This is a genomic window from Mycobacterium colombiense, assembly GCF_001953985.1.
GTDB classification, from domain to species: domain Bacteria; phylum Actinomycetota; class Actinomycetes; order Mycobacteriales; family Mycobacteriaceae; genus Mycobacterium; species Mycobacterium colombiense_B.
In genome coordinates this window covers 1-15551 of record NZ_MBEI01000081.1, presented here as the reverse complement: position 1 = coordinate 15551, position 15551 = coordinate 1, and the positions used below count along the sequence as shown (strand labels likewise).

The window sequence follows — 15551 nt, the reverse complement described above, 5'->3', positions numbered from 1 at the left end:
CACTGCATCGTCGCGTGCGGTTTACAGTGCCATCCTGGCATGTTCGCCCGCCGTGCGCTTCGGCCTGAGCAACCACCGCGAGTCGTCCGGCAGAATCAGTCGATATGGGCTTGCACAATCACCGTCTGGTGCTGCTGCGCCACGGCGAGACCGAGTGGTCGAAATCGGGCCGGCACACCGGCCGCACCGAGGTCGAGCTGACCGAGGCCGGCCGAACGCAGGCCAAGCTGGCCGGCGGGGTGCTCGGTGAACTCAAACTCGTTGACCCGCTGGTGATCAGCAGCCCGCGGCAGCGTTCCCTGACCACCGCGGAGCTGGCCGGGCTGTCCGTGGACGAGGTGTCCGAGCTGCTGGCGGAGTGGGACTACGGCTCCTACGAGGGCCTGACCACCGAGCAGATCCAGGAGACGGTGCCCGATTGGCTGGTGTGGACGCACGGCTGCCCGGGCGGCGAGACCGTCGCCGAGGTCAGCGAACGCGCCGACGCGGCGGTCGCGACGGCGCTGCAGCACATGGAGTCGCGCGACGTGGTCTTCGTCAGCCACGGCCACTTCTCCCGCGCGGTCATCACGCGCTGGGTCGAGCTGCCGCTGGTCGAGGGCAGCCGGTTCGCCATGATCACCGCGTCGATCGCGGTCTGCGGATTCGAGCACGGGGTGCGGCAGCTGCGGGCGCTCGGATTGACCGGTCAGTGAGCCGCGAAGACGACGATGCGCGCCGCGCAGCGGCGCGAGAAGGACTCGAGCATCTACATCGCGAACCGCCGTTCGCGCTGTGCGGGCCGACCGGAACCCTGATTGCCGACGGGGTGCGGCGCCGCTACGACGACGTGGGCGCCGCACAGGCCGCATTGCGGTCCGGGGAGGCGCCGATTGTATTGGGCGCGTTGCCTTTTGACGTCACCAGGCCGGCCGCGTTGCTGACACCGGAGGCGGTGAACGCCACGGATGGGCCGCCGGACTGGCCGGCCGACAGGCTGCCGCCGGTGCGGGTGGCCGAAGCTGTACCGGCGCCGGCGAACTACCGGGACCGGATCCGCCGGGCGTGCGAGCAGCTCGCCGCGACCGACAACCCGCTGGACAAGGTGGTGCTGGCCCGCGCGCTGCGGCTGGTCGCCGAGGCCCCGCTGGATGCGCGCGTGATCCTGCACCGGCTCATCGCGGCGGACCCGACGGCCTACGGCTACCTCGTCGACCTGACCGCCGCCGGCGACGAGTACGCGGGTACCGCACTGGTCGGCGCCAGTCCCGAGCTTCTGGTGGCGCGCAGCGACGACCGCGTGGAGTGCCGGCCGTTCGCCGGCTCGGCGCCGCGCGCCGCCGACCCGCGGACCGACGCCGCGAACGGCGCCGGGCTGGCGGCCTCGGCCAAGAACCGGCACGAGCACCGGCTGGTCATCGAGACCATCAGGGCCGCCCTGGAGCCGCTGTGCGACGACTTGTCCATCGCCGCCGAACCGCAGCTGAGCAGCACCGCCACCGTCTGGCATCTGGTCACGCCGATCACCGGCCGCCTGCGTGATACATCAAGCACCGCAATAGATTTGGCGCTGGCGCTGCATCCCACCCCGGCGGTCGGCGGGGTTCCGACCAAGGCCGCGATGGGGCTGATCACCGAACTGGAAGGCGACCGGGGGTTCTACGCCGGCGCGGTGGGCTGGTGCGACGCCCGCGGCGACGGGCGCTGGGTGGTGTCGCTGCGCTGCGCGCAGCTGTCGGCCGACCGGCGCGGCGCGCTGGCGCGGGCCGGCGGTGGCATCGTCGCCGAGTCCGACCCCGACGAGGAAGTCGCCGAAACGACAACGAAATTCGGCACGATCCTCAACGCCCTGGGAGTAGAGCAATGAGCCGGCACATTCGTCGCGCCGCGCCGCAGGACGCCACCGCGATCACCGAAATGATCTACGCGCTGGCCGAATTCGAGCACGCCGCCGATCAGTGCACGGTGAGCGAAAAGCAAATCGCGGCAGCCCTTTTCGGCGATGTGCCGACGGTGTACGGGCACGTCGCCGAGGTGGACGGCGAGATCGCGGCGATGGCACTGTGGTTCGTCAACTTCTCCACCTGGGACGGTGTGGCGGGCATCTACCTGGAAGACCTATTCGTGCGTCCACAGTTCCGCCGGCGCGGGCTGGCCCGGGCGCTGATGGCCGCGCTGGCGTCCGAATGCCTGCAGCGCGGCTACACCCGGCTGTCGTGGGCGGTGCTGAACTGGAACGCGGACGCCATCACGCTCTACGACGGCATCGGCGGTGAGCCGCAGAACGAATGGACGACCTACCGGCTGTCCGGCGCGCCGTTGGCGGGCCTGGCGGAATCGCCCTGATCGCCGGCGGCCCAGCGCACCGCGGCGGGACTGAACAGCAATCCGAGCACAATCAGCGCCACCGCGCCCGCCGGAATCCCGAAGCCCGGCCGATGCGATCCGACCGCGAGGTACCAGGCCACCGGCAGCAACAGCAGCTGGGTGATGACGGCGAGCCCGCGGCCCCAGCGCTTGCCGAGGATCAGCGCGCGCCCGGCGGCGATCACCCCGGCGCCGACGACGACGAACCAACCTGCGGTCGCCAGGCCGTTGGCCACCTGCTGATCGGCTCCGGCGATGCCTCGGACCACCAACACCGCCGCCACGATCAGCGCCGCAATCCCCTGCAGCACAACGATCAGACCGGCGCGGCGGACGGCGGTCGGGGCGGCTGGCGGTGTCACAGCGTCAGCGTAGCCAGGGCGGCCGCCCCGCCCCCGGCGGTTCCCCCACAGCATGGCCTTAGGCGGCCCGCATAAGCTCGTGCCTCATGCGGGCCGTGCTGATCGTCAACCCCACAGCCACTTCCACCACGCCTGCCGGTCGCGACCTACTCGCCCACGCGCTCAAAAGCCGCCTGCAGCTCACCGTCGAACACACCAACCACCGCGGTCATGGCACCGAGCTGGCGGAGAAGGCCGTCGCTGACGGTATCGATCTGGTGGTGGTGCACGGCGGCGACGGCACGGTGAGCGGGGTGGTCAACGGCCTGCTCGGCCGGCCGGGACCGCTGCCGAGCGGCCCGGTACCGGCGGTGGCCGTGGTGCCCGGCGGCTCGGCGAACGTGCTGGCGCGGTCGTTGGGCATCTCCGCGGATCCGGTCGCGGCCACCAACCAGCTCATCCAGTTGCTCGACGACTACCAGCGGCGCCGCACCTGGCGGCGGATCGGGCTGATCGACTGCGGCGAGCGCTGGGCCGTCTTCAACACCGGCATGGGCGTCGACGCCGAGGTGGTGGCCGCGGTCGAGGCCGAACGCGACAAGGGCGGCAAAGTTTCGGCGTGGCGCTACATCCGCGCGTCGGTGCCCGCCGTCTGGGCCTACACCCGCCGTGAGCCGATGCTGACGCTCGAACTTCCTGGTCGCGAACCCATCAGCGGGGTCAGCTTCGCGTTCGTGTCGAACTCCAGCCCGTGGACTTTCGCCAACGAACGGCCGGTGTGGACCAACCCCGGCTGCAGCTTCGAGTCGGGCCTAGGCGTGTTCGCGCCCACCACCATGAAGCCGATCCCCACCCTGCGGATCGTGCGGCAGATGTTCGCCAAACGGCCCACGTTCAACTTCAAGCACCTCATCACCGAGGACGACCTGCCGTGCGTCCGAGTTACCTCCACCGGAGGCGCCGTCGCCTGCCAGTTCGACGGCGATTACCTCGGCGTGCGCGAAACCATGACGTTCCGGGCGGTCCCGGACGCGCTCGAGGTGGTCGCTCCCCCTCAGCAGAAATGGCGCTGACCTGCGGTAATGATGCGTTGCGAGCCCGCGGCGGGAAAACATTTCGGGAGGCAGCCCGTGGAGTGTAGTACAACGGAGTAAGGGCTTGGCTACGAGATGATCAAAGTGAGATAGCCCACGAGCGAACTCACGCTATTGACATCTGTTGTGCCTGTGAAACGATCAAAAGGTTGCATGCAGAAACTACGTAGGGGTGCGGACTCCTTTTCATCTGCACGCGTTTAACAGCCGGAGAAAATGGCCGTGCGCTTTGCTGCGCACTTAGTGAGGAGTAAAGACTTATGGATTGGCGCCACAAGGCGGTCTGTCGTGACGAAGACCCGGAGCTGTTCTTCCCGGTAGGGAACAGCGGACCGGCTCTCGCGCAGATCGCTGACGCGAAACTGGTCTGTAATCGGTGCCCGGTGACCACAGAGTGCCTTGGTTGGGCCCTGAACACGGGCCAGGACTCGGGCGTCTGGGGCGGCATGAGCGAAGACGAGCGGCGTGCCCTGAAGCGTCGCAACGCCCGGACGAAGGCCCGCAGCGGGGTATAACCCGCATAACGCAGACAGTGCGGCCTCGACGAAAGTCGGGGTCGCACTTTTGCGTGTGGGTTCAGCACGGCACGCGCCTACAGCAGCAAACGGGTTCGCCGGCCGATCGGCACCCGTAGCACCACATCGGTGCCGGTGACCGGCGCCTGACGCATCCCCAGGGTGCCGTCCAGCTCGGCCGACACCAGGGTCCGCACGATCTGCAGACCGAGGCTGTCCGAGGTCTCCAGGCTGAATCCTTCCGGCAGGCCGCGACCGTCGTCGTGCACCACCACGTCGAGCCAGCGCGCGGAGCGTTCGGCGCGAATCGTCACCGAGCCTTCGGCTACCGCCGGGTCAAAGGCGTGTTCGATCGCGTTCTGCACCAGTTCGGTGATCACCATGATCAGCGCGGTGGCCCGGTCGGAGTCCAGCACACCCAGGTCGCCGACCCGGTTGATGCGGATCGGCCGGTCCACCGACGCCACGTCGTTCATGATCGGCAGGATCCGGTCGATCACCTCGTCGAGGTTGACCTGCTCGTCCACCGACATCGACAGCGCGTCGTGCACCAGCGCGATCGACGACACCCGGCGCACCGACTCGATGAGGGCCTCCCGCCCCTCCGCGTTGACGGTCCGGCGGGCCTGCAGGCGCAACAGCGCCGCCACGGTTTGCAGGTTGTTCTTCACCCGGTGGTGGATCTCCCGGATGGTGGCGTCCTTGGAGATCAGGGCCCGGTCGCGGCGCTTGACCTCGGTGACGTCGCGGATCAGCACCGCCGCGCCGGCGCTGACGCCGTCGACCATCAGCGGCAGTGTCCGCAGCAACACGGTGGCTCCCCCGGCGTCGACCTCCATGCGCATGCTGCGCCCGCCGGCCACCAGGTCGCGCACGTGCTCGGCCACTTCCTGCGCCTCGAACGGGTCGGAGATCAGCGGTCGGGTGACCTCGATCAGGTTGTGCCCCTCCAGCTCGGTGGTCAGGCCCATCCGGTGGTAGGCGGACAGCGCATTGGGACTGGCGTAGTCGACGACGCCGTGCACGTCGAGGCGGATGAAGCCATCGCCGGCCCGCGGGGTCGAGCGCGACATGACCACGTCGCCCACGTCGGGAAAGGTCCCCTCGGCCAGCATGTGGACCAGATCGGTGGCGCAGTCCCGGTAGGCGATCTCCAGCTGACCGGACGCACGGTCGGCGGCCAGCGCGGTCTGATGATGGGTGAGCACGGCCACCACCTTGCCGCCGTAGCGCACCGGCGACGCCTCGACGTGGGTGCCGGGCAACCACGAATCTTCAGGCCCCGCAACATCATTCCGCTTGGCGGTGCCCGACGCGAACGTCTCGGCGACGAGCTCCAACCGGTCGGATCCGACGGCGGTGCCCACCGCGTCGGTCTGCAGCGCCGTGGGCGCCGTGTTGGGCCGGCACTGCGCCACACAGACCAGCACGCCGTCGTCGCGGCGCACCCACATCAGGTAGTCGGCGAACGACAGGTCCGCCAACAGCTGCCACTCCCCGACCACCGCGTGCAGGTGGTCCACCGCGTTGCCCGGCAGCATCGTGTGTTCGGCGAGCAGATCACCGAGAGTTGACATCGCTTACTCCCCGGGTCGTTCCCCGGCTGCTGGTCGAGACGGCCCGACGGCTAGCTGATCACCGCGATGAGGTCGCCCGCCTGAATGACGTCGCCCACCGACACGCTGACCTTGCTGACGGTGCCACCGATTTCGGCCAGGACGGGGATCTCCATCTTCATCGACTCCAGCAGCACCACGATGTCGCCTTTGCCAATCTGGTCACCCTCGTTCACTACGACTTCGAGCACGCTGGCCACGATCTCGGCACGCACATCCTCCGCCATCTTCACCCCACTCGTCTCGGCCTTCGCGCAGGCTGGCTGCTGGTCATCACGGTTCTATCAGGCCCATCAGGCTCGGATACATCGAACCACAGGACCACTCGGCGCCGCGGCCCACGTGCCCCGAGTGGTCCGGACGAGGGCGAAGACACTGCACAGGACATCTCGTGAGAGAATGGCCATCAAGCCGACGGGCGCCGGGCGCCTCGTTCGACAAGCAATCACGGAGGTTTTACATCATGGCCAAACGAGGCCGGAAGAAGCGCGACCGCAAGCACAGCAAGGCCAACCACGGCAAGCGTCCCAACGCCTGACGGACGCTACTGCGTACCCCGGATGATGGTGGTGCGCCGGATCTCGAGCCGTAGCCGCTCGCGCAATCCCTCGGGGGCCTTCTCGCCCCTGCATTTGGTGGCGATCAACGCCTTGATGCGCTCTTCGAGCCCGTAGTGCTTGAAGCAGCCGGGGCATGCCTCGAGGTGCCGTCGCAGCTGTTCGCGGGTGTCCGGGCCGCATTCACCGTCGAGCAGCAGCCAGACCTGGCGGATGACCTCCGCGCAGCCGACGCTGCCGTGGGACTCGTCGTTGGGGCAGGCGTCGGGCGAGGCACCGCCCTGGCCCGAGAGCTCGCTCATGACGACACCTCCTCGTGCGTCTGCTGACCGCGGTTGAAGCCGCGCTCCTTGGCAACGTCGGCCAACAGGCCGCGCAGCTGCCGTCGACCGCGGTGCAGCCGTGACATTACCGTTCCGATCGGCGTATCCATGATCTCGGCGATTTCCTTGTACGGGAAGCCTTCGACGTCGGCGTAATAGACCGCCATCCGGAATTCCTCCGGCAACGCCGCCAGCGCCTCTTTGATCTCCGAGTCCGGCAGTGCCTCCAGGGCCTCCACCTCGGCCGATCGCAGCCCGGTGGACGAATGCTCGGCGTTGGCGGCCAGCTGCCAGTCGGTGATCTCCTCGGTCGGATACTCCGCGGGTTGGCGCTGCTTCTTGCGGTAGCTGTTGATGTAGGTGTTGGTCAGGATCCGGTACAGCCACGCCTTGAGATTGGTGCCGGCCCGAAACGAGCGGAATCCCGCGTAGGCCTTCACCATGGTTTCTTGCAGCAGGTCCTCGGCGTCGGCGGGGTTGCGCGTCATGCGCAGCGCGCCGCCGTAAAGCTGGTCCAGCAGGGGAATCGCGTCGCGTTCGAATCGCGCCGTTAATTCCGCGTCCGTCTCTTCGTGCGCTGCGGGCTCGGGAATCTCGGGCCCTGTCGTGCCATCGCGGCCATTTTCGGAGTCGGCCATGTCGATCAACCCGGTCCCTTCTGCGGCGGTGTTACCGGAGAGCATCGAAAGCGCCACCGGACTCGCAAGGAAGCCAGCCAACCGCTCCTCGCCTAACAGGCTCGTCGCCGTTGACACCACGCTGCTCCTCCCAATCTAAAGGCTGACCCCGACACCGTCCGTCCGGGTCCGCTCCACCGCATGTGAGACCGATTGGATCAACACCGCGGGTGACCGCGCTATTTCCGCAGCGCGATCCGGCCGGATGCGGTCCCGGCCGCCCGATCGGACCCCGATCCGGCCGATTCGGGCGTGGCGTTAGTGTGACGCCATGTCCCTCAACGGCAAGACCATGTTCATCTCCGGCGCCAGCCGCGGTATCGGCCTGGCGATCGCCAAGCGCGCCGCGCAGGACGGCGCCAACATCGCGCTGATCGCCAAGACCGCCGAACCGCACCCGAAGCTGCCGGGAACGGTGTTCACCGCGGCCAAAGAGCTGGAGGAGGCGGGTGGGCAGGCCCTGCCGATCGTCGGGGACGTCCGCGACCCGGATTCGGTGGAGGCGGCCGTGGCCAAGACCGTCGAGCAGTTCGGCGGCATCGACATCTGCGTCAACAACGCGTCGGCGATCAACCTGGGGTCCATCTCCGAGGTGCCGATGAAGCGGTTCGACCTGATGAACGGCATTCAGGTGCGCGGCACGTACGCGGTGTCCCAGGCGTGTCTGCCGCACATGAAGGGCCGGGAGAATCCGCACGTCCTGACGCTGTCCCCGCCGGTGCTCCTGGGCCAGGAGTGGCTGAAGCCGACGGCGTACATGATGGCCAAGTTCGGTATGACGTTGTGCGCGTTGGGTATTGCCCAGGAGATGCGCGAGGAGGGCATCGCGTCCAACACATTGTGGCCGCGCACGCTGGTGGCCACCGCCGCGGTGCAGAACCTGCTCGGCGGTGACGAGGCGATGGGCCGTGCCCGCAAGCCCGAGATTTACTCCGACGCCGCCTACGTCATCCTCAACAAGCCGGCCAAGGAGTTCACCGGCAACATGCTGCTGTGCGAGGACGTGCTGGTGGACTCCGGCGTCACCGACCTGTCGACCTACGACTGCATCCCCGGCTCGAAGCTGGGCGTCGACTTCTGGGTGGACGGCGTCAACCCGCCGGGGTACACGGGCCCCTGATCTTGGCTGGCGCCGCCACACCGGGCATTGCCGCGTTGGTGAAAGCCGGTGTGCCGCACGAGGTCCTGACCTTCGAGCACGATCCGCGGGAGCACTCGTTCGGCACCGAGGCGGTCGAGGCGCTCACCGCCGCCGCCGGAATCGAACCCGGGCAGATCTACAAGACGCTCATCATCGCCGTCCCCGACGGATTGGCGGTCGCGATCGTCCCGGCCACCGCGCGGCTATCGCTGAAGGCAGCCGCCGCCGCGCTGGGAATTGCCAAGGCGTCCATGGCCGAAGCCTCGGTCGCCGAGCGGACCACCGGGTACGTCGTCGGCGCGGTGTCGCCGTTCGGTCAGCGCAGGAAGCTGCCGACGGTCGTCGATTCCGGTGCGCTGGCGTGGGAGCGGGTGTTCTGCAGCGCCGGCCGTCGGGGCTGGGAGGTCGCGGTGGCGCCGCAGGATCTGATCCGCCTTACCGGCGCGATCACCGGCGACATCAGCAGAACGTGACGACGACCTTGTCCGCGGCGCCCGGGGTGTGCGCCAGTTCGAGCGCCGCGCCGACGTTGTCGAACGGAATGGTGTGGCTGACGATCAGCGCGTACTTCTCCCAGTTCGCCACGAGATCCCCGGTCACCTCGAAGATTTCGTCGGGATAGCCCATCGAGCCCAGGATGGTGATCTCGTTGCTCATCACGTTGACGAACTCGACGGGCACCGGTTCCTTATGCACGCCAACGATTCCCAGGGTGGCGCCCTTCTTGGCCGCGGCCAGCGCGGTGTTGATGACGGCGGGCACACCGGCGGCGTCGAGGTAGATGTCGGTGCCCGCCTTGCCGGGAAACATCGATTCGCCCTCGCCGTGCAGTTCGATCAGGCGGGCCAAAACGTCTTCGTCGCCGGAGTCGATGACGGCGTCGGCGCCGATCTGCAGCGCCTTGTCCAGGCGGCCGGGAATCAGGTCCGCGACGACAACGTGGCTCACGCCAAGGGATTTGAAGGCCAGTACGGCGCCCAGCCCGATCGGCCCCGCCCCGAACACGAGGACCTTGTCCGTCGGTTTCGGCCGGCAGCGGTTGGCGCCGTGGCGCGCGACGGCCATCGGTTCGTTGAGCGCGGCCACCTCCCAGGGGATGTGATCCGGGATCACCTCGAGACTCGTTCCGCGGACCGCGTTTTCGATGAGCAGGTAGTCGGCGAGCGCCCCGGTGGCGCCGCCGTTGCCGATGATGCCGCTGGGCGCGGCCATCGGGTTGATCACGACGTGGTCGCCGACGGCCAGCCCGGTCACCCGCGCGCCGACCTCGACGACCTCACCGGCCGGCTCGTGCCCGAGCGGGGTGTTCCCCTGGCGCGGCGGGATGCCGCCGATGGTGATGTAGAACGCGTCCGACCCGCAGATACCGCAGGCGCGCATCCGCACCAGCACATCGCGCGGGCCGACGTCGGGGCGCTCGGTGTCGAGCACCTCCGCCTTGCCCGGCCCGGTGACCACGGATGCTTTCACGGCGTGCCCTCCAGTTCGATGTCGAAGGTATCGAGGTACTCGGCGAAGGTCGGCGCGAGCTGTTCGACGCTCAGGCCGTATTCGTCGAGGCGATAGGCGTTGAGCGCGAACCGGTCCTGTGGATGGTCGGCGAGCCAATTGCGCATGCGCGCTTCGGTTTCGGCGGTCAGCGGTTCGTCCGCCCACTCGTAGATGCGGCGCATCACATCCATCGGGTCGCGCATCATCTCGTGGTAGTACATGTGGAAGAAGCGTTCGTCGCCGATGCGGTCGCGGGCGCGCAGCGGCCGGTCGACGTGGTAGCCCATCTGCCACATCGCCAGCCGGCCCATCTCCGTCTGATCCAGCAGCTCGGTGTTCATCACCAGGCTCTGCGGCAGCCGCCACAGGTTGCACAGCGACCCGGTCGCCTTGTATGGGTCACGGTGTGCCCAGATCAGCCGCGCGTCGGGGAACACCTTCAGCAGCGCCTCGATGTGCACCGAATGCGACGGCATCTTCAGGCTCCAGTTACCCGGCGCGGTGGACTGCAGCACCTGCAGGTAGCGCTTCTGGTATTCGTAGGTGCTGCTCATGTCGGCCTCGTCGAACAGCCAGCGCGCGTAGCGATCCGTCGGCAGGAACGAGTCCCAGGACAGTCCCTTGAAATCCTGGTTGTGGATGAACATGTCCTCGGTCGGACCGTCGGCGTCTTCCCAGTGCGGCAGCGGCATTTTCGCCTGCGTCACCAGTTCGAGGATCTTGCGCTGCTCCTCCAGCAGGGCCAGGCAGCGCGGGTCGGTGCGCAGGGTATCGGTGCCGGCGGGCGGGATCGGGTCGACGCACTGCCAGTGCAGCAGCGATCGCCGGGCCGGATCCTGGTCGAGCAGGTAGCTGATGACCGTGGTGCCGGTGCGGGGCATGCCGAGCACGATCAGCGGTCGCTCGACGGGCGCGTCCAGCACGTCGGGGTGCGCCTGGATGTAGCCGTGCACCTGCATGCGGCGCGCCAGCGCGTCGGTGGCGTCGTTCAGGACGCGTTCCCGGCCGAACGGGGTGAAGGCCGGCGAGGTGTTGAGCTCGTCGACGATGAGCTGCAGCCCGTCTCGCCATGAGTCGGAGTCGATTTCGCTGAGGCCGGTGCGTCGGGCCGCCAGCTCGAAGATGTCGTCGGCGGTCGCGATGTTGTCGAAGTCGCTCATGGCCCTAGACCGTCAGGTATCCGCCGTCGACGGCGATGGTGCTGCCGGTGATGTACGAGGCGGCGTCGGTACACAAGAACAGCGCCGCGCCGGCGCAGTCCTGGGGTGTCCCGGGCCTGCCCAGCGGCGTGTGGAAGCCGATCTCGACGTCCATCACCTCCGGAATTCCCATGGCCGGGTGCGTCATTCGGGTGTCGATGAGCCCGGGCGCGATGGCGTTGACCCGGATCCCGTCGTTGGCCCACCGGCGGGACAGGTTCATCGTCAGGGCGATCAGGCCCATCTTCGACGAGGCGTAGCCCGGGACGAAGACCGCCGACCGGAACGCGGACATCGAGACGACGCTGACGACGCTCGCGCCGCCCGGGGCCTGGCTGGACTTGAGGCGATCGTGGCAGCGCATGGTGAGCCGCATCGGGCCCAGCATGTTCTGCGTCACCGACGCGACGTAGCCATCCGGATCGTATTCGTCACCGGCGGGATAGGGGCCGCCCGCGTTGTTGACCAGAATGTCCAGATCGCCCAACGAATCGGCCAGGGCATCAACGGATTCGGGGTCCTGGATCTGGCACTGGCGGTAGGTGAACGCGTCCAGCTCCGTCTCGGGGTAGTCCGCGGCCGAGCCGCGGGTGCCGGTCACCGTGACGGCCGCCCCGGCGCCGGCGAAGGCGGCGGCGATCGCATTGCCGATACCGCTGGTGCCGCCGGTCACCAGCACATGAGCGTCGGTGAAATCGAAGTTGACGGAGTTCATTCGGTCGTCCTCAATTCGTTGATTGACTTGGTGAGCCAGGCCTTTTCCCAAAAGTTTTCGGTGCCGGCCAGCAGCGCCTCGTGCGCGTCGGCGGCGACCGCCCGCGCCCCGGCGTGCATCGGCTGGGCGGCCAGGATCAGGTCTGTGAGGTGGATGGCCTGCACCGCACGGCCGACGGCCAGGTGAGCGCGTGCCGCGTCCACCAGCGCGTCCGCGCCGGCGGCGCTCACCACGTCGGCGGCGACCGAATCCGGCGCCACGCCATAGAGTTCGGTGGTGGAGCGATGCCGGAACCATCCGGTGTACATCTCCCAGATGGCCCGCACGTTCCAGGAGGTCTTGCCGTAGCCTTCGCCGATGTCGAGGTGCTCAGGAATCTTGACCTCGCGCATCGCGGTGTGGATGTCGGCGCCGGAATTCATGAGCTCGGCCGTGCGGTCGTGCACTGCCTGCATTCCGTCGCGCATCGCGGTGACCTCCTCGGCGATGCGATCGGCGCCCTCGATGGGGTCGAAGTGGCCGGTGATCAGCCGCCGCGGCCCGAATTCCAGAACCGTGTTCAATGACTCGATATAGAGGATCGGGTCGCGGTACCGATCGCCGCGGATGGTCATCAGGTTCGGTACGTGGCCGAACAGCGGCCCGAACAGGTTGCCGCTGAACAGGATTCGATCGTCGGGCAGCCATACCACCAGCGCGTCGGTGGTCTCGCCGCCGGGCGTCCACGCCAGCTCGAAAGCGCGCCCGCCGACCGCAATGCTCATGCGCTGGTCGAACGTCGCGGTCGGCTCGGGGAACGAGAAGTCGATGGTCGCGGGGTCGATGGTCTTGAAGTGCTCGAGCACGGCATCGGAGAACTTCTGGAAGGCGAACGATGTCTTGGGCACCCGGTAGCCCATGAGCAGGGTGTTGTCGTCGCGCCAGTACCGGTAGTTGCGGTGCATCACCACTTGGGTTTCCTCGTCGCGCAGCGAGTTCACCCCGCCCCAGTGGTCGGCATGCCCCTGGGTGACGATGATGGCCCGCGTCGGGCCGGCCACGTCGGCAAAAGCTTTGCGATGCAACGGGCCTTCGAAGACCAGTCCGCTGTTGACGATGACCCGTCCCTCGTCGGTGGCCACCGCATAGGAGTTGGAGACGCCCGGTGACATCCAGACGCCGTCGCCCAGGGGCCGCGCGGGGCTGTCCGTCGCCGCCGCGAGGTCGCCGGCCCCGGGGCGCTCCCGATGAATCCCTGCCATGACTGGCGATCCTCTACAGTTCTAGAGGTAAAGTCAATATCTTCGACTAGGGAAGGGGCGCTGATGGGACTACGCGGACTGGCCGACAAGGTGGCGATCGTCGCCGGCGGCGCCACCGGCCTCGGTGCGGCGACCGCCGCCCGGCTGGGCGAGGAGGGCTGCCGGGTGGTCATCGGCGACGTCGCCGACGCCGCCGCACGGCGGACGGCCGCGCGCATAGCCGCGGCCGGCGGCACCGCGACCCAGGTTGCCTTCGACCTGTCCGACCCGACGTCGGTCGCCGGCCTGATCGACTGCGCCGCAACCACTTACGGCGGGGTGGACCTGCTGTTCAACGTGGGCGCCGACATGAGCACAATCCGCGCCGACACCGACGTGGTCGACATCGACTTCGACGTCTGGGACCGGGTGATGGCGGTGAACCTGCGCGGGTATGTGGCGGCGATGAAATACGCCATCCCGGAGATGCTCAAGCGCGGCGGCGGGGCGATCGTCAACATGTCCTCGGCGGCGGCGTTCCAGGGTGAGCCCGCGCGTCCGGCCTATGCCACCGCGAAGGCCGGCATCGGCGCGCTCACCCGGCACGTCGCGTCGCGGTGGGGCAAGGACAACATCCGGTGCAATGCGGTCGCGCCCGGCTTCACCGCTACCGAGACCATCCGTTCGGTGCCGCAATGGCCGGACCTTCAGGCCGCCGCGCTCAAGCGCATCCGGGGGCCCCGCGTCGGCGATCCCGGCGACGTCGCCGCGCTGGTCGCCTTCCTGCTCTCGGCCGAGGGCGAATGGATCAACGGTCAGGTCGTCAACGTCGACGGCGGCACGGTGCTGCGCTGAGAACGGTCATGGCCAGCGACAGATCCCGCAAACGCAACGGCGACGAACGCCGCCGCGACCTGTGCGATGCGGCGATCCGGGTGCTGGCCGAGCACGGCTCGCGCGGGCTGACGCACGGACAGGTCGACCGCGTCGCCGGCGTCCCCGAGGGCACCACGTCGTACTACTACCGCACCCGCGCGGCCCTGCTGCGCGGCGTCGGCAAGCGCGTCGCGGAGATCGATGTGGCCAACCTGCAGTCGGTGATCGACGAGCCGGTCGATCCGCGCTCCCCCTTCGCACATCTGGCGCGGCTCACCATGATTCAGGCCGACGGGTCCGGCCTCATGCTCAACAGGGCGCGCCACGAGCTGCTGCTGGGCGCCGCCCGCGATCCCGGCCTGGCCGAGACGTCGCAGGTGTTCGTCGCCCGGATCAACGGCATGGCCCGCGACGCCATCGCGCACCTGCAGCCCGACACCCGCGACCCGGCGCTGCTGGCCGCGCAGACCACCGCCGTCACCACCTTCATCGCCGGTGTCTTCACCCGGCTGGCCGCCGGCGACCGCGACGTCCGGGACGCCGAGCAACTCGGCCGTCTGCTGGAAGCGGTGGCCACCGCGGTGGCGCTCGCGGCCCAGCGAAGTTAAGAGTCCGGCTGAAAACCACTCCTCAGCCCGTCGATTCCGCATACCGTTTACCGATGGACATCAAGCGTTTTGCCGCCGCGAGCCTGCTGGCCACGGCCGGGCTGTTGACGATCGGCGTCGGCGTCAGCGGCGCCGACACGATTCAGACGGAGGGCAATTACCCGACGCGCGAGGCGTGTCAAAATGCCGGCCCGGGCGTAAAGGCCACGACGCCGGGAAGCTGGAACAACTTCTGGTGCGTTCCGGACCGTAACGTCAACGGCAACTGGAAGTTGGTCCTCAGCAACTGATTCGGCCTTGGCCGCTCCGGTCCACGGTCCACGGTGCCTGAAATCACTTGTGTCACTTGTGTTTCAGTAGTCTCTGGCCGGCGATTTTTGTCGGTGGGTGCGGCTAGTTTCGTGGTGTGAGTGATCAGCAGGATGTCGAGGCGGTGTTCGACGCGGTCGATGCCGCCTGGGATCGCGCCTGTGCGCTGAATTTCGACGCGTTGAACCCGCAGCAACAGCTGGCGGCACTGCAGCGCTGCGAAAAGCAGCGCCGGCGCATCCCGGCCGTCGAGCATCCGCTGATCAATTCCCTGGCCCGCCAAGTCCCCTCGCTAGAACTGGGCGGCACAGTGGTCCATGCCATCGCCGAGGCCACGCTGATCAGCCGCGGCGAAGCCGCCCGGCGCATCAAGGAGGCGCGCGATCTGGGCCCGCGCCACGGCCTGACCGGCGAACCGATCCCACCCGCTTTGGCCGCCACCGCGACCGCCCAACGCCAGGGCACACTGGGCGCCGGTCAGGTCGCGGTGATCCGCACGTTCTACCACCGCCTGCCCGGCTGG

At 68.3% G+C, this 15551-nt stretch carries 21 protein-coding genes; 12 read left to right on the top strand and 9 right to left on the bottom strand.

The window, feature by feature from the left end; translation table 11 throughout:
• The first annotated feature begins 104 nt into the window (after positions 1-104).
• The 3 genes from A5732_RS25675 to A5732_RS25665 are packed head-to-tail and all read left to right on the top strand — an operon-like array spanning position 105 to position 2325.
• On the top strand, positions 105-695 hold the full coding sequence (locus A5732_RS25675; protein ID WP_076056660.1) for an acid phosphatase: 591 nt from the start codon (positions 105-107) through the stop codon (positions 693-695).
• A complete protein-coding gene (locus tag A5732_RS25670) occupies positions 692-1846 on the top strand; it encodes an isochorismate synthase (protein ID WP_076103690.1) in 1155 nt (384 codons plus the stop codon). Before A5732_RS25675 ends, A5732_RS25670 begins: the two co-directional genes overlap by 4 nt.
• Positions 1843-2325 (top strand): GNAT family N-acetyltransferase, encoded by a 483-nt coding sequence (locus tag A5732_RS25665; protein ID WP_076103688.1) that lies wholly within the window; start codon positions 1843-1845, stop codon positions 2323-2325. The genes A5732_RS25670 and A5732_RS25665 overlap by 4 nt, the downstream gene beginning before the upstream one ends.
• Here the strand turns inward: A5732_RS25665 and A5732_RS25660 are convergent.
• Entirely contained in the window at positions 2277-2708 is a 432-nt protein-coding gene (locus tag A5732_RS25660; RefSeq protein ID WP_076103685.1) for a hypothetical protein, read from the bottom strand. The two genes, A5732_RS25665 and A5732_RS25660, sit on opposite strands and share 49 nt — an antisense overlap.
• Before the next feature lie 86 nt (positions 2709-2794).
• Between A5732_RS25660 and A5732_RS25655 the strand changes: the two genes are divergently transcribed.
• Both A5732_RS25655 and whiB1 read left to right on the top strand, forming a co-directional pair.
• Positions 2795-3760: a diacylglycerol/lipid kinase family protein gene (locus tag A5732_RS25655; RefSeq protein ID WP_076103683.1), complete on the top strand. Its 966-nt coding sequence runs from the start codon at positions 2795-2797 to the stop codon at positions 3758-3760.
• Between the two features lie 281 nt (positions 3761-4041).
• Complete coding sequence (gene whiB1, locus A5732_RS25650) at positions 4042-4296, top strand: transcriptional regulator WhiB1 (RefSeq protein WP_003874607.1); 255 nt, start codon at positions 4042-4044, stop codon at positions 4294-4296.
• A 77-nt stretch (positions 4297-4373) separates the two neighbouring features.
• On the opposite strand, the gene A5732_RS25645 is transcribed toward whiB1, so the two are convergent.
• Entirely contained in the window at positions 4374-5873 is a 1500-nt protein-coding gene (locus A5732_RS25645; RefSeq protein ID WP_076053356.1) for a sensor histidine kinase, read from the bottom strand.
• Between the two features lie 50 nt (positions 5874-5923).
• Positions 5924-6139 (bottom strand): biotin/lipoyl-binding carrier protein, encoded by a 216-nt coding sequence (locus A5732_RS25640; protein WP_064877108.1) that lies wholly within the window; start codon positions 6137-6139, stop codon positions 5924-5926.
• Positions 6140-6375: 236 nt separating this feature from the next.
• Here A5732_RS25640 and A5732_RS27865 point away from each other — a divergent pair, with 236 nt between their 5' ends.
• Positions 6376-6450, top strand: a complete 75-nt coding sequence (locus A5732_RS27865) for a 50S ribosomal protein bL37 (RefSeq protein WP_011728008.1) — start codon at positions 6376-6378, stop codon at positions 6448-6450.
• A gap of 6 nt (positions 6451-6456) precedes the next feature.
• Here the strand turns inward: A5732_RS27865 and rsrA are convergent, their stop codons facing one another.
• The gene (gene rsrA / locus A5732_RS25635; RefSeq protein ID WP_076053358.1) at positions 6457-6771 is read right to left on the bottom strand and encodes a mycothiol system anti-sigma-R factor; all 315 of its coding nucleotides are present in this window, start codon (positions 6769-6771) and stop codon (positions 6457-6459) included.
• Entirely contained in the window at positions 6768-7430 is a 663-nt protein-coding gene (locus tag A5732_RS25630; protein WP_076053374.1) for a sigma-70 family RNA polymerase sigma factor, read from the bottom strand. Before A5732_RS25630 ends, rsrA begins: the two co-directional genes overlap by 4 nt.
• Before the next feature lie 310 nt (positions 7431-7740).
• On the opposite strand from A5732_RS25630, the gene A5732_RS25625 reads away from it, so the two are divergent.
• The gene (locus tag A5732_RS25625) at positions 7741-8589 is read left to right on the top strand and encodes an SDR family oxidoreductase (RefSeq protein WP_076053360.1); all 849 of its coding nucleotides are present in this window, start codon (positions 7741-7743) and stop codon (positions 8587-8589) included.
• Between the two features lie 2 nt (positions 8590-8591).
• A complete protein-coding gene (locus tag A5732_RS25620) occupies positions 8592-9083 on the top strand; it encodes an aminoacyl-tRNA deacylase (RefSeq protein WP_076103680.1) in 492 nt (163 codons plus the stop codon).
• Here the strand turns inward: A5732_RS25620 and A5732_RS25615 are convergent.
• From A5732_RS25615 to A5732_RS25600, 4 genes are read right to left on the bottom strand one after another with little or no spacing between them, the layout of a single operon-like run.
• Complete coding sequence (locus A5732_RS25615) at positions 9070-10080, bottom strand: zinc-dependent alcohol dehydrogenase (RefSeq protein ID WP_076103678.1); 1011 nt, start codon at positions 10078-10080, stop codon at positions 9070-9072. The two genes, A5732_RS25620 and A5732_RS25615, sit on opposite strands and share 14 nt — an antisense overlap.
• Positions 10077-11261: a sulfotransferase family protein gene (locus A5732_RS25610; protein WP_076103675.1), complete on the bottom strand. Its 1185-nt coding sequence runs from the start codon at positions 11259-11261 to the stop codon at positions 10077-10079. The genes A5732_RS25615 and A5732_RS25610 overlap by 4 nt, the downstream gene beginning before the upstream one ends.
• Positions 11262-11265: 4 nt before the next feature.
• The gene (locus tag A5732_RS25605) at positions 11266-12015 is read right to left on the bottom strand and encodes an SDR family NAD(P)-dependent oxidoreductase (protein WP_076103672.1); all 750 of its coding nucleotides are present in this window, start codon (positions 12013-12015) and stop codon (positions 11266-11268) included.
• Complete coding sequence (locus tag A5732_RS25600) at positions 12012-13256, bottom strand: alkyl sulfatase dimerization domain-containing protein (protein ID WP_076103669.1); 1245 nt, start codon at positions 13254-13256, stop codon at positions 12012-12014. The genes A5732_RS25605 and A5732_RS25600 overlap by 4 nt, the downstream gene beginning before the upstream one ends.
• Before the next feature lie 63 nt (positions 13257-13319).
• Here A5732_RS25600 and A5732_RS25595 point away from each other — a divergent pair, with 63 nt between their 5' ends.
• The 4 genes from A5732_RS25595 to A5732_RS25580 all read left to right on the top strand — a co-directional run.
• On the top strand, positions 13320-14090 hold the full coding sequence (locus A5732_RS25595) for an SDR family NAD(P)-dependent oxidoreductase (RefSeq protein WP_076103666.1): 771 nt from the start codon (positions 13320-13322) through the stop codon (positions 14088-14090).
• 8 nt (positions 14091-14098) lie between these two features.
• Positions 14099-14719 carry a TetR/AcrR family transcriptional regulator gene (locus tag A5732_RS25590; RefSeq protein WP_076103664.1) on the top strand — a complete coding sequence of 207 codons (621 nt, stop codon included), beginning with the start codon at positions 14099-14101 and terminating at the stop codon, positions 14717-14719.
• A gap of 53 nt (positions 14720-14772) precedes the next feature.
• Entirely contained in the window at positions 14773-15009 is a 237-nt protein-coding gene (locus tag A5732_RS25585) for a hypothetical protein (protein ID WP_076103661.1), read from the top strand.
• Positions 15010-15125: 116 nt separating this feature from the next.
• On the top strand, positions 15126-15551 hold a 426-nt coding region (locus A5732_RS25580), incomplete at its 3' end, for a DUF222 domain-containing protein (protein ID WP_142256678.1).